11 protein-coding genes and 2 pseudogenes are annotated in these 13,857 nt (G+C 54.9%); 12 read left to right on the plus strand and 1 reads right to left on the minus strand.

All coding sequences use genetic code 11. From position 1 onward, the window contains the following. Positions 1–157: 157 nt before the first annotated feature. The 9 genes and pseudogenes from AC2FI7_RS19845 to AC2FI7_RS19885 all read left to right on the plus strand — a co-directional run bounded on the left by AC2FI7_RS19845 (position 158) and on the right by AC2FI7_RS19885 (position 7,866). Positions 158–1,345 carry an ABC transporter substrate-binding protein gene (locus AC2FI7_RS19845; RefSeq protein ID WP_010442321.1) on the plus strand — a complete coding sequence of 396 codons (1,188 nt, stop codon included), beginning with the start codon at positions 158–160 and terminating at the stop codon, positions 1,343–1,345. 95 nt (positions 1,346–1,440) lie between these two features. After that, positions 1,441–2,310 carry a branched-chain amino acid ABC transporter permease gene (locus AC2FI7_RS19850; RefSeq protein WP_010442322.1) on the plus strand — a complete coding sequence of 290 codons (870 nt, stop codon included), beginning with the start codon at positions 1,441–1,443 and terminating at the stop codon, positions 2,308–2,310. Between the two features lie 4 nt (positions 2,311–2,314). Further along, complete coding sequence (locus AC2FI7_RS19855) at positions 2,315–3,301, plus strand: branched-chain amino acid ABC transporter permease (RefSeq protein WP_010442323.1); 987 nt, start codon at positions 2,315–2,317, stop codon at positions 3,299–3,301. Then, positions 3,298–4,080 (plus strand): ABC transporter ATP-binding protein, encoded by a 783-nt coding sequence (locus tag AC2FI7_RS19860; RefSeq protein WP_010442324.1) that lies wholly within the window; start codon positions 3,298–3,300, stop codon positions 4,078–4,080. Before AC2FI7_RS19855 ends, AC2FI7_RS19860 begins: the two co-directional genes overlap by 4 nt. 3 nt (positions 4,081–4,083) lie before the next feature. Beyond that, the gene (locus AC2FI7_RS19865; RefSeq protein WP_010442325.1) at positions 4,084–4,806 is read left to right on the plus strand and encodes an ABC transporter ATP-binding protein; all 723 of its coding nucleotides are present in this window, start codon (positions 4,084–4,086) and stop codon (positions 4,804–4,806) included. A 7-nt stretch (positions 4,807–4,813) separates the two neighbouring features. Then, positions 4,814–5,491, plus strand: coding sequence for an aspartate/glutamate racemase family protein (locus AC2FI7_RS19870; RefSeq protein WP_010442326.1), 678 nt, complete (start codon positions 4,814–4,816; stop codon positions 5,489–5,491). Between the two features lie 380 nt (positions 5,492–5,871). Beyond that, positions 5,872–6,027, plus strand: coding sequence for a hypothetical protein (locus tag AC2FI7_RS19875; RefSeq protein WP_238528816.1), 156 nt, complete (start codon positions 5,872–5,874; stop codon positions 6,025–6,027). Continuing rightward, positions 6,023–6,502: pseudogene (locus tag AC2FI7_RS19880) on the plus strand (aldehyde dehydrogenase family protein); the annotation flags it as partial. The gene AC2FI7_RS19875 and the pseudogene AC2FI7_RS19880, both read left to right, overlap by 5 nt. A gap of 26 nt (positions 6,503–6,528) precedes the next feature. Beyond that, a pseudogene (locus tag AC2FI7_RS19885) lies at positions 6,529–7,866 on the plus strand (aminotransferase class III-fold pyridoxal phosphate-dependent enzyme). A gap of 471 nt (positions 7,867–8,337) precedes the next feature. On the opposite strand, the gene AC2FI7_RS19890 reads toward AC2FI7_RS19885, so the two are convergent. Then, a complete protein-coding gene (locus AC2FI7_RS19890; RefSeq protein WP_010442332.1) occupies positions 8,338–9,273 on the minus strand; it encodes a haloalkane dehalogenase in 936 nt (311 codons plus the stop codon). 370 nt (positions 9,274–9,643) lie between these two features. Here AC2FI7_RS19890 and AC2FI7_RS19895 point away from each other — a divergent pair, with 370 nt between their 5' ends. From AC2FI7_RS19895 to dctP, 3 genes are all read left to right on the plus strand, one after another. Beyond that, complete coding sequence (locus AC2FI7_RS19895; RefSeq protein ID WP_010442333.1) at positions 9,644–11,374, plus strand: sensor histidine kinase; 1,731 nt, start codon at positions 9,644–9,646, stop codon at positions 11,372–11,374. Beyond that, complete coding sequence (locus AC2FI7_RS19900) at positions 11,371–12,711, plus strand: sigma-54-dependent transcriptional regulator (protein ID WP_496816616.1); 1,341 nt, start codon at positions 11,371–11,373, stop codon at positions 12,709–12,711. The genes AC2FI7_RS19895 and AC2FI7_RS19900 overlap by 4 nt, the downstream gene beginning before the upstream one ends. Positions 12,712–12,836: 125 nt before the next feature. Then, positions 12,837–13,847 carry a TRAP transporter substrate-binding protein DctP gene (dctP, locus tag AC2FI7_RS19905; RefSeq protein WP_010442335.1) on the plus strand — a complete coding sequence of 337 codons (1,011 nt, stop codon included), beginning with the start codon at positions 12,837–12,839 and terminating at the stop codon, positions 13,845–13,847. Positions 13,848–13,857: the final 10 nt, after the last annotated feature.

A 13,857-nucleotide genomic window follows, 5' to 3' on the forward strand; every position in this document is an offset into this window, starting at 1 on the left:
TCTTCTGTTTGCAATATCAACAATCACGTTTACTAAAAGTGTTGACACAGATTGTTAACAATGCAGTATCCAAGAGGCATTCCGGGATTCGACCGGTCGCATTGTATACTTCGCCAAGCGCCCAGAAGAGGCGCCGAGACCTCATAGGGAGGAAAGAATGAAACGTAGAAAACTGATTAAATCCTCGGTCGCATTGGCCTTGACCGCATCCGTGCTTGGCTCGGCTGCCTGGGCGGATAACCCCGTACTTAAGATCGGCTTTGTCGGGGTTACCTCGGGTCCGGCGGCGGCTTGGGGCATCTCTAACCAGCGATCGATGGAGGCGAGGGCAGACTGGATTAACGAATCCGGCGGTTACCAGATTGGCGATACCACTTACGATATCGAAATCGTTTCATTCGACGATCAGAAAGACCCCAAACGTGCGATCGCTGGCATGGAAAAAATGGCGCAGGAAGGGATCCACTATGTGGTTGGTCCCAACGTGGATGACGGCGCAGCCGCCGTTCGCCCAGTTGCCGAAGCAAAAGGGATCATGTATTTTCCATATGCTTTCCCTAAAGAGCTTTACACAGCGCCGGCATCGAATGCGGTTCTGGGCATGGTTGCAAACTACCAGTCAGGTCCAGCGATTTATAAGTATCTGAAGGACGAAAAGGGCGTGAAGACGGTGGCTTTTGTTGCTGCCAACGAGTCTGATCCGCTGAGCCAGCGTGATGGCGGGATCGCTGCGGCCAATGCGCTGGGTCTTGAAGTTGTCTCTGACAATGTGACGTATCAGGTGGACACTACGGACTTTACCCCAGTTCTGACGCCGGTCATGCGGACACAACCTGATCTGCTGGTCCTGTCAGGTGTTTCACCGGCCAATGCCCCTCAGCTGATCCGTTCGGCTCGAGAGCTTGGGTTCCAGGGCATAATTTCAACTGAGACGGCGCAGGATGCGACGGTTTTGCGCGAAGGCGCAGGTGAACTGGCCAACGGGTTCATCTCGGTGGGCGGCGCTTCAACCCCTGAAATTGCATCGGATGACATGAAGGAATTCGTCAAGCGCTACACTGACATGTTCGGCGAATATAACGACGAGTCGAATACCAAGGTCTATGCGCTAGAGTATATTCTGGCGACGCTAAACGCCAATCCGGCAGGTATCGACGATGTGAACGCTTTCCAGACCACAATGGACACGTTCGAAGCACCAAATCCCTTCATGAAGGGCGATGCTAAGATGCGGTATGTCGGCACGACATCGTTCGGGCAAAAGCGTCAGATCGCGGTTCCGCTGGTGGTAAATGTCTACCAGGACGGAGAGTTTGAAACACTCTTTGTCGCCGAAGTCGACTGAGGCAATACTCCCAACCAAGGCAATCGTCTAACGAGCCTCAATCTCTCCCGGGCTGATGATCAGCCCGGGATACCCGAACCTTACGCGGGACTCCAATGGAACAGATACTAGCAAATGGCATCTATCTGGGCGCGCAATATGCGATGATCGCCTTAGGACTGACGCTGATCTTCGCCCTGATGAACGTACTGAATTTTGCTCACGGACAGATGTACGTTCTCGGCGGCTTCGTCACTTACACCTTTTACGGGCAGCTTGGTTGGCCATTCATCCTGGCGTTGCTTGCGTCTTGTATCACCCTGGCAGTACTTGGCGCACTCATCGAACGGTTCTTGTTTGCGCCAGTGATACGACGATCGTCGCGCGAAGAAAGCACAATGCTGCTGGCGGCGGGACTGGCGTTTCTGTTTGACGCGGTCATCCTGCTTGTCTTCGGAGAAAAACAGCGTGGCGTGCCCAAGATTGTCGACGGTGTCTTCAACTGGGATTTCAGGCTGATCATGCCTTATGATCGGATCCTGATCTGCGTGCTGGCCATTCTCTCAATCGTCACCTTCATTCTGTTCATGCAATATTCCAAAACCGGCCGCGCCTTGCGTGCGCTGGCGCAGGACAGAACCGCGGCCCAGCTTATGGGCGTGAATGTTGCCCGGTACTCTATGATCGGGTTTGCCCTGGGTGCGATGCTGGCTGGTCTGGTCGGCGGCCTGCTGGTGACCATCACAGGCGTCAATCTGGGCATGGGCGGGCCGACCTCGATCAAAGCCTTCATGATGGTAATGATCGGCGGTGCAGGTGTGATTTCTGGCGCGATCGCCGGAGGGATCATCCTTGGCTTTATGGAAGCCATCGGTTTGGCGGTTCTGTCGCAATACGGCGATATCACATATCTACTGATCTTCGTTTCACTGATGATTTTCCTGGCCATCCGCCCGCAGGGCTTGATGGGCAAACCGTGGGGTTAACACTGTGCCGAAACTTTCCACGATCCAATGGGCCGGTTTGGCGTTTTTCCTACTGGCCATCTTCGTCGCGGTTCCCGGCTTTATCGCGGCGTCCGGGCGGTCTGACCTTTACTATACGCTGACCTCGGTTGCGCTGCTTTCGATTGCCAGTGCCGGTGTCTGGCTGACTTTCTATATCGGCCGCATCAATATCGGGCAAGGCGCTTTTGCCCTGATCGGAGCTTATGTCTCGGCCATTCTTGTGACGAAGGCTGGCATGTCCTTTTGGTTGTCTCTGCCGCTCGCGGGTCTGTTTGCGGCAGGGGTCGCCGTGTTGATTGGCTTACCGATCCTGCGGCTGCGGGGGGTGTACTTTGCGATGATCTCGCTGGTACTGACGCAGGTTGTCACCCTGACCGCGCTAGCCTTACCAATCACCAATGGGGCCAAGGGGATCACCTCGATCCCGCTGCCGGGTGGCGTGTCGATCCTGGGTCTTACCCTGATCCCGGATTTCGCGACGCTCGAGAATCCACGGCTGGCCTTCTACTACTCGGCCTGTGTGCTGATGGTGCTGACCTTTGCCGCCATGTACCGGCTGGTGAATTCGCGCCTCGGCCACCTGTGCCGGTCGATGCAGCAGAACGAGGAACTGGCCAGCTCCATTGGCGTGAATATCTCATATATCCGCATCATCATCTTTGCTATTTCCTCCTTTCTGGGCGGCATTGGCGGAGCCATGTTCGGATCGATTGCACAATCGGTCTATCCGTCCAGCTTTCAGGTCGCTGACAGTGTGAACTTCATGCTGAACTGCTTCCTCGGTGGTCTGGGCTATGTGTTTGGCCCGATGTTGGGCACACTGGTTCTGTATTTTGGATGGGATCTGTTGTTTGAGTTGGGGCGCTTCCAACTGCTGGCCTATTCCAGCCTGCTGATCATTCTGATGCTGTTCCTGCCGAACGGGCTGCTTAGCCTGCGGCTGCCGGGCAAGAAAGGAGATGACAAATGAGCCATCTTCTGGAAGTCCGCCACGTCACCAAAAAATTCGGCGGGTTGACCGCCAACAGCGATATCTCATTCAACGTCAATGAAAACGAGATCCTGTCGGTGATTGGACCGAACGGTGCTGGAAAGAGCACATTGTTCAAGATGATCTCGTCGTTTCTGCCGACGACCGCCGGAGAAGTGCTGTTCAAAGGTGAGAGGATTTCGAACCTGAAACCGCATGTGGTGGCGCGCAAGGGGGTGGTCCGTACCTTTCAGGAAACCACGATCTTCAAGTCAATGACCGTGCGCGAAAGCATCATCGTCGCTCAGCACCTGCGTGCGCGTGCCTCGCTGGCCGGGTATTTCTGGGGCACGAAAACGGCACATGAAGACGTCGACAGTTTTGGCCAGTATGCCGATGACCTGATCGAATTCCTCGGCATGACCGAGATCGCTAACGAGCAGGCCTCGAACCTGCCGCAGGGCAATCTGCGCGCGCTGGGGATCGCCATCGGTCTGGCCACTGATCCCAAGGTCCTGCTGCTGGATGAGCCTTTTGCGGGTATGAACCACGACGAGACCATGAAAATGGTCAATCTGGTCCGCAAGGTGCGCGACGACCGGGGTGTCACAGTGCTGTTAGTGGAACATGACATGCCCGCAGTGATGAACATCTCGGACCGGATTGTTGTGCTGAATTTCGGCGAAATGATCGCCGAAGGCACCCCAGCGGAAATCCAGAACAACGAAAAGGTCATCGAAGCCTATCTGGGCAGCGCCGATGACGAGATCGGGATCTGAGCCATGAGCAAGATGTTGGAATTCAAGGATGTCGAGCTTTACTACGATCACGTCTATGCGCTGAAGGGCGTGTCGATTGATCTTGAGCAAGGTGAAACCGTCGCCCTTATCGGTGCCAATGGTGCGGGCAAAAGCTCCATCCTGCGGGCGATCACTGGGCTGGCGAAGATCAAGTCCGGTTCGGTTGCGTTCGAGGGCGAAGATATCGCAGGAACCAACCCGGCTGAGATAGTCTCGAAAGGCATTGCGATGGTGCCAGAGGGGCGGCGGGTCTTTCCTTATATGACGGTCAAAGACAACCTGCTGATGGGTGCATTCACCCGTTCAAATAAAGCGGATGTGCACCGCACCTTGGATTCCGTTCTGGAACGGTTTCCGCGTCTGAGAGAACGCTATAGCCAGTCCGCTGGTACACTCTCGGGCGGCGAACAGCAGATGATGGTGATTGGGCGCGCCTTGATGGCGAAACCTCGACTACTGCTGCTGGATGAACCTTCGCTGGGCATCGCGCCCAAGTTGGTTCAAGACATTGCCCGCTCAATAGTGGCGATCAACCGGGACGAAGGAGTGTCGGTGCTGCTAGTCGAGCAGAACTCGCGCATGGCGCTGTCGATCTCACACCGCGCCTATGCGCTAACGACAGGAAATGTGGTCATTTCAGGAAACTCCAAGGAACTTTTGACCGATCCGCGGATAAAAGCTGCCTACCTGGGCGGAGAAGTGTGAGGATGTTGTGAAACTTCTAGTCGTCAATCCCAACACTACCAGTTCCATGACGCGAAAGATAAAAGAGGCAGCGCGGGCGGCTGCGCATCCTGAAACCATGATTATCGCTGCCACGTCCCAAAACGGTCCCGCCAGCATACAGGGCTATCTGGATGTCTCTACCTGCGTTCCCGGACTGCTGGAGGTTGTGAACGCGCATCCGGACGCAGATGCAATTGTTGTGGCCTGTTTCGACGATACTGGGGTCGACGCCGTGCGCTGCGTCACTTCGGCGCCAGTCATCGGTGTTGGGGAAGCGGCCTACCATGCGGCATCCATGATCAGTCCAAAGTTCAGTGTCATCACCACATTGTCCCGGTCTTTAGCAGGGCTGGAGGCCAACTTGTTGCGATACGGTCTGGATCGTCGCTGCGTTCGAGTTCGGGCATCGGATGTTCCGGTTCTGAAGCTCGAGGAAAACGATCCGGCGACAATCGACAAGATACGGGTCGAAATTCGCGCTGCCATCGAGGAAGATCGGGCTGAGGCCATTGTGTTGGGCTGCGCGGGGATGACCGACCTCATGTCGCATCTTTCGGAAGAATTCAATCTGCCCGTTGTCGATGGAGTGGCCTGTGCCGTTACCTTTGCCGAAGCCTTGGTCAAAGCCAAGCTCACGACTTCGAAACTTTGTTCCTATTCCTGATCCGATTAACCACCTTTCCTGCGGTTCATAGGGTTGTGTTGCAAATTTTTGGAACGATCAGAGTACCAGTCGTTCGCTGCGGGTGCGAACGGCATTGTTAACCATCGCGAAAGCGGACATACGTACATCGACTACCACTAGGTAAAATTTACGACTCTCGAAGTATCGGCCGCTACGACCTATTCAATTAACTGGCTTGTCAGTTGGTAATTGTTTTTGTCAGGCGTTCACCCCATCAAAATGTTCTTTGGAAACCTTCAAACCCGTTGTGTTCATAGAGCCGATGATGCGGCCATGCCGACCAAAAAGCTCTCTACTTCTGAGCGAGCCACTTCGGGTTCTTCCGACCTTATCGCATCTGCGATCTTTGAAAGACGGTCATGAAAATGCTTGCGTACAAGATTTGCAACGGGCGCCTGATTTGTGCCGCCGTCAAACTTGTTAGCGCGGCGCGCAGAGACAATCTGGTCGAAAGTCCAACACAGAAATCCGTTGCCAGCTTCGACGTAGTAGAGCTTTGCGAAACCATAGATTAACGATCCAGACCTCGGGCCGCTGATAAACGCGGCAGCAGTCGCTAAGCAGATCGAACAGGTTGAAGACGCAGTCGCGCATGGCGCAAACTGTTTACTCGGAGGGCAGATATCGGACAAAGGCCCTCTGTTCTTTGAGGCCACTGTCCTCAGCGATGTGCCGACAAGCGCAAAGATCTTTCACGAAGAGACGTTTGGCCCTGTGGCAGCGATTGCGCCCTTCGATACTGAGGACGAGGCCGTTGAGATCGCAAATGCGACGGAATACTGGCTGGTCGCGTATGTCCACACTCAGGACCCACGCCGCATTTATCGAACCAGCCGGGCCTTGCAATTCGGCATGGTCGCCGTGAGCCGGACAAAAATTACCGGCGCGCCGATCCCTTTCGGCGGCGTCAAACAGTCTGGGCTTGGGCGCGAAGACGCAAGACAAGGGCTCGAGGCGTTCACAGAAAGCAAATATATCTGCCGCGACTGAGCGTGACAAAGGCGAGGAACAAAACAATGCTGACAAATGATCAACTGGCCGCATGGGATCGCGAAAATTTCTTCCACCATTCAACGCATCTGGCCAACCATGCACATGGCGAGACGCCGTCTCGTGTCATCACAGGCGGAAAAGGCGTGTATATCGAAGACCGGGATGGCAAACGACTACTTGACGCGTTTGCCGGGCTATATTGCGTCAATGTTAGCTATGGGTGTCAGGAAATCGCTGATGCGATTGCCGAGCAAGCCAAGGAACTGGCCTACTATCACGCTTGCCAAGATGATCCTGGATCGCGCGCCGGATCATATGTCCAAGGTATATTTCGGACTGGGCGGGTTCGACGCGAATGAGACCAACATCAAGCTCGTCTGGTACTACAACAACATCCTCGGCCGCCCTGAAAGGAAGAAGATCATCAGCCGGTGGCGGGGTTATCACGGATCAGGCCTAATGACCGGATCACTCACCGGGTTAGAACTCTTCCACAAGAAATTCGACCTGCCGCTTGCTCAGGTTATTCACACCGAAGCACCATAATACCTGCACCGACACGAGGCCGGCATGAGCGAACAGGAATTTTCCGGCTGGTGCGCCGCGCGTCTCGAAGACCTGATCCTCGCCGAAGGGCCCGACACGATTGCTGCGTTCATAGGCGAATCCATCCTTAGAACCGGCGGGATCGTCCCGCCGCCTGATGGGTATTGGGCAGCCATTCAGGAGGTTTTGAACAAATACGATATTCTGCTGATCGCGGACGAGGTGGTCACCGGCTTCGGGCGGCTCGGCAGCATGTTCGGCTCGACGCATTATGGATTGCAGCCGGACATCATCACAATCGCCAAAGGCCTGACTTCGGCCTATGCGCCGTTATCCGGTTCGATCGTGTCCGAAAAGATGTGGTCTGTTCTGGAACAGGGGACAGATGAAACGGCCCCATCGGTCAAGGATCGACATACTCCGCCCATCCCATCGGGGCCGCCGCCGGTATTGCCAATCTGCAGCTGATCGACACGCTGGATCTCGTAAGTAACGCAGGTACCACCGGCGCCTATCTGAATGCCGAGATGCAAAAAGCATTAGGTAACCATCCAAACGTCGTTGAAATTCGCGGCTTGGGTATGCTCTGCGCTGTCGAATTTGCGCGTGATCCTGCATCGCAGGCATTATTCGAGCCCAGCAAAGGCATCGGTGCAAAGGTCGCCGGAGCGCTCTTGGGGGAAGGCATCATCGCAAGAACCATGCCGCAAGGCGACATACTGGGCTTCGCCCCTCCACTATGCCTCACGCGCAACGAGGCCGACCGGATCGTCGAGGCAACACGCCGAGCCGTTGCGTCCACCCACTTTGCATAGGCCCATCGTTTCGTTGCCACCGTAGTGTCACAATTCGAACGTGCTGGGGCGTTAGGGATAATTGAAGCTCGACGCCTCGGCAGCGATTGTGGGTTCCTTTGAACCTCAATTGCTACCGTCGACGCGTTTGAAAGGATGCACGCCCGATAGCCTTTTGTGCTGACATTGCTCTGCTCTCTTCAACTGTCGTTCTGAACTCAGGTCCCATAAAGCGGTCGTTTGAACAATGGCCGGTCTGTCCCGCGTTTCCGACTTCCGTCTTTTATCAACTCATGCAACTGAAGCGAATGGTGGCTTTGGCGGGCTGCACCGCAGCGGAGTAGGCCTTTGGCCAGTAGCAGCTGGGCCGTCCTCGTGATCAGTTATTGGCGGGGCAGCGGGCTTTGCTGCAATGGCACAGAGGTCGGTAGCGAGCCCAGAAGTAACTGATGCTGCGGTCTGCAGGAAGGTCCGATTTCTAAACCATTAAGGCTATATGGGATGCCCTACATCTTCCCATGCAGACAAGCACGCGCGAGCAACTTGTTCGCCGTTGGTCTCCTGAACGAAGTGTCCTGCGTCTGGCAACATCAGAGGTGGGCGAACTACGCCCAATATTTCGTGCATGCGTTTCATCAGCCTCGGCGGGATCAGAACATCTGCTTCTCCTATCGCCATGAAGCTGTCGCCAGACCAGTCAGTTTTCCACCATGCCGCTGCACGTCGTGACACATCAACGCCCTCCATGTCGGGTTCGGTCATCACCAGCGACGGGAACTTCCGTACGCCGCCCCGATAACGCGCGTCCGGGAACGGGGCGGCGTAAGCGGCCGCAACTTCATCACTCATGCCGGGCACGTATTTTTGAAACAATGCGGCCACGTCATAGTCCGGGTGGGTTCGGTGGAAATCCCTCCATGCATCGAACCCTTCGCTGCTACCGCCACCCAAGCCAAGAACCGTGTTCATAACCAATAGCCGATTGAAGCGATCAGGCATGTCTGGTGGAATTGTAAGACCAAGAAGCCCACCCCAATCCTGTACAACGAGTGTAATTCCTTTGAGATCGAGCGTTTCAATCAACTCGATCAAGCTCTGTCTGTGAAATGTGAAAGTGTAGCAATTATCTTGGATAGGTTTGTCAGACCGGCCGAAACCGAACAGATCAGGAACGACAACTCGGGCGCTAGTCTCGAGAAAGACCGGAATCATATGCCGATACAAAAAACCCCATGAAGGCTGCCCATGAAGGCACAAGAACACCCGCTCTGCATCCTGCGGACCTTCGTCTATTCTTGCCATCCGCAGGCCTTCATACCCGGCCAACTGATCTTCGTACTGAGGACGCCAGACGAAATCAGGCAGGTTTAGAAAACGGTCGTCTGGCGTACGTACAGCGTCAATAGGTGACAATCCTGTTCCCTGCATTTCTGTTTCTGTTGGCTAAAATTGCATCTTTCAGAGTTTTCCCACAAGCGGACATTCGCAATTCACAACTGAATGGCAACTTCGTCCGCATCCTGTGAACTCGCAGACGTCGAGATTTTGCATTTGCAGCGAATGTCAGAAAAGCGGGCTGCGTCCGCAGAATTGCGATACTGTGCTAGATGTCTCCTTTGGGCCGAATCTGCTTGCGGAATGCAAATAGTTGTTTCGGCATGTTCGTTCATTGCTTCGCGTTCTCAAATTACTCGGTCATTCTTGTTCGGCCAAAACATCCAAATGTCAGTTTAGAACTCTTGGGATGGACGGCTAATACCTACTGTGATCCTATGCCGTCGCAGTTCATGGGCATTCAATGCGATCAGCTTCGTATATTGTAGGTATTTTGATAGCCATTGCCGCCAGCATTGGCCTTTATTTGGTTTCTTACCAGTACTTCGTTTCGGAGGAGCTTTCGAAAGCTCAGGGCCGGCTCTCTCTTTACCAAAGCTCGGTGAACAGCGAACTCGAGCGATTTTCCCACCTCACATATGTGCTGTCACAGGATTCCTTTGTAATTGGAACAGCCGAAGGGGATGGCACCGGAACTTTAAACCGACGCCTCGAGGATTTTGCGGCGCAGGCGGGGCTGGATGCGATCTACCTGATGGACGAAGACGGGATCACGATTTCCTCATCGAATTATCGCGACACTGGGAGCTTTGTTGGCCAGAACTACGCTTTCCGCCCGTATTTCCAAACTGCCATTTCTGGAAAACAGGGCCGCTTCTATGCCATCGGGGCAACGACTGGTCTGCCAGGCTACTTCATCGCCAACGCAGTGCTTGACGACGAGGGAGCTTCAACTGGCGTCATAGCGATTAAGATCGATTTCTCTAATCTTCAGGATAGTTGGAAAAACTCGGGTGAACAGGTTCTTTTGGCCAATGAAGACGGCGTCGTTCTGCTTTCTTCGAACTCGGATTGGCGATATCGCGCGTTGACGCCATTGTCAGAACCTCAGCAAGAGCGGATTCGGGATGCCAGGCAGTTTCCGGGGCAAGACTTAGATGCGTTGGATTGGGTTGAGTTGCCGGGAGATCAGGCCAGAATTGCTGGGACGAAGCGCCTGCACCTTGCAGCAACGGATTTGCCCGATGGCTGGTCGCTTCATTATTTTGCAAGTGACGATCAGGCCGTAGCACGTAGTTGGCTTGTAACCGCAATCTTTGTCCTTTTGGCGGGGCTCGCATTTATCTTTTTCCAAATACAACGCGCGAGGCGCGTAAGCGCGGCCTTGGAGCGGTCCGAAGAAGAAGAAGCAAAGCTGCGGGAGGCAAATGAAAGGCTCGCTATCGAAATCGACGACCGCAAGACAGCCGAGCGGAGCCTCAAACGCACACAAAGCGAGTTGGAACGCGCAAGCCGATTGGCGGCTCTGGGGCAATTATCCGCGTCGGTCACGCATGAACTGGGCCAGCCGATCGCAGCGATGCGCAATCACCTGGTGGCAGATGAGATCTCATCTTCCGGTGAGTCCAAGCTACCGCAAAAAATTGGAAGCCTCGTGGACAGGATGGAAGGGATCACGCGCCAATTACGGTTTTTTGCACGGTCAGAGAGTGAAGCGTTCGACGACGTAGACTTATGCACTTCGGTTGACGCCGCGTTGGCTTTGGTTGCGCCAAACATCGAGCAGGGCAAGGTGAAAATCTCAATTGATGCGTCGACTGGTCCGGCCATTATCCGGGGCAGTGCTCTGCGGATCGAACAGGTCATCACTAATCTTTTGCGTAATGCCATAGATGCTACGGATGAAGCGGATGGGCCTGAAATCCATATCGCTGTCATGGCTTCTGATGATGAGGTCGTGTTGGAAATTCAAGACAACGGTCACGGATTGGGCGAAGCAACGCTGGTTGAGTTGCAAGAGCCATTTGTAACCACAAGAGAGAGCGGGAGAGGCATGGGCTTGGGACTGGCTATCTCCACCAGCATTGTCAAAGATCACGACGGCACAATGACGGCCCGAAATCGTAACGACGGCGGAACAATTTTTCGTGTCACCTTCCCGATTGCCCCAATTACGGAAGAAACGGACGAATGACTCAGCAGCAACCCTTCAAAATTCTGGTCGTTGATGATGACAAATCGATGCGACAATCTCTTATCGAGTTGCTCGAAGCCGCTGGCTGGATTGTTAGCGCCCTGTCGCGCGCGACCCAAGTGATGGAGTATCTGGCCAGCGCGTCGCCCGATGTTATTCTGTCCGATGTGCGTATGCCGGGTATGTCGGGGCTTGAATTACTGGCCAGTTTGGACAGACAGGTGGCGCCTCCGGTGGTATTGATTTCGGCACATGGTGACATCCCGATGGCGGTTCAGGCCATACAGGACGGGGCGTACGGGTTCATCGAAAAGCCATATGAACCACGGCGATTGCTTACGGTGCTGAGGCACGCAGCTGAACAAAACCGAATGCGAAGAAGCAATGCCCGCCTCAAAGACCGGCTGTTCAAACTGTCAGGCCTTGACAGCATCCTGCTGGGCCAAACAGACGCCATTACAGACTTGCGACAAGAAGTACTTGATCTTGCTGATACCTCGGTTGCGGTATTGTTGCAGGGGGATACGGGCACCGGGAAAGAGCTAGTTGCCCATGCTTTACATGATTTGGGCCGCTCGCCGGAGGCTCCGTTCTTGGCGCTTAATTGCGCCGCATTGTCGGCCGATACGTTCGAAGTGGAAATGTTCGGCGTCGCGGGTGAATCCGACGGAAGGCTTGTGGCGGCATCAGGCGGGACCTTGTTTCTGGACGAAATCTGCTCATGCCCACCGGCGGCGCAGGCCAAGCTACTAAGGGTCATCGAGGATCAGCAGGTGCTGCCAATGGGGGCTGTGTCGCCAGTGCCAGTAAGCTTCAGGGTCGTATCAGCAACCAACGAAGACGTTGTACTTGCAGCCGAGGAAGGTCGACTGCGTCAGGATCTTTTGTTTCGATTGAATACTGTCGTCCTGTCTTTACCTCCGCTACGTCAAAGACGGGATGATATGGTTCTGTTGGCAACGCATTTCTTGAACGAATACGCGCAGGTTTATGAGATAGACGCGCCAGAACTCGATCAGGACGATTTGGCCGCTCTGCTTGCCCATGACTGGCCCGGCAATGTGCGTGAATTGCGCCATGTCTGCGAACGACGCATTTTAGCGGCCCGACGCGGGGGCGGGTCGGTGGCGCAGGCTATCCAAAGCGATCAGCAATTTGACGAAGTACCGGATACGCTGCGCGAAGCGGTTGCTGCGTTTGAACGCGAGCTCATCGGCAAGGCCATCAAGGCGCATAAAGGCCGCATGGATGCCGCCGCTGAAGCGCTTGGGATTGGCCGTCGGACGCTCAACGAAAAGATCGTCAAACTCGGTCTCGATAAAGAGGCGCTGTTGTAAGCGAAACCACTCTGCGGATATCCGCAGGGAAGTCGATATTCCACGCGCATTTTCCTTCATAGGCAGGCTGCCGCGCATCCTGAATACTCCACCCAAGCGAATTGCGTGATCTGGGAGGAGCCATTATGCGCAAACATCTGAACCGGGCGGCCATTGCGGCCCTGTCGCTGACCGTTGCATCCGAAGCACTGGCTGTCGAATGGAACGTTTCCCTTTGGGGCAAGCGTCGTGCCTTTACCGAACACGTCGAGAAACTCGCCGAACTGGTGAACGAAAAAACGGGCGGTGAGTTCACACTCAACATCAGCTATGGTGGCCTGTCGAAGAACAAAGAAAACCTCGATGGGATTTCGATTGGTGCGTTTGAAATGGCCCAGTTCTGCGCTGGCTACCACCGCGACAAGAACCCCTCGATTACTGTCCTGGAACTGCCGTTTTTGGGCGTGACATCCCTTGAACAGGAAGTCGACCTGTCGATGGCCGTCTATCAACACCCGGCTGTTGTCGAGGATCTGGCCCGCTGGGACGCGACTCTGCTGATGCCGTCGCCGCTACCGCAGTACAACCTTGTTGGTGTCGGGGAAGCACCCAAATCCCTAACCGATTTTGAAGGTCTGAGCGTTCGGGCGACAGGTGGCATCGGCAAGGCGATGGAGACGGTTGGAGCGGTTCCGACCTCGATGTCTGCATCCGAAGTGCGTCAGGCAATGGACAGCGGCATCGTCAAAGCGGTCAGCTTTGCGCCACACGCTCATATGTCATTCGGCACCATTGAGAATGGCACGTGGTGGACGACGAACCTCAACCCCGGCACCGTCAACTGCCCCGTCGTGGTGAACACACTGGCACTGGAAGATCTGTCTGACGAACACCGCGAAGCTCTGCTGGGATCGGTGGAAGAGGCACTGGATCACTACGTGAGCCACTACCAGACTAAAACGATGGAAGCGTGGGGCCCTGAGCTGGATCAACGCGGCATCGAACGGGTCACTTTCAGCGATGAAGAAATCGCAGCGTTCAAAGAAGCCGCTGCCGCCCCCGCGGCCGAGGCCTGGATCGTAGAAAACACCGAGCGCGGCCTGCCAGCACAAGAGCTTTATGACCTTGTGACTGGCAAGATCGCAAACGGCAGCTAATCCACTCACT

The organism is Ruegeria sp. YTSA064, assembly GCF_059610325.1.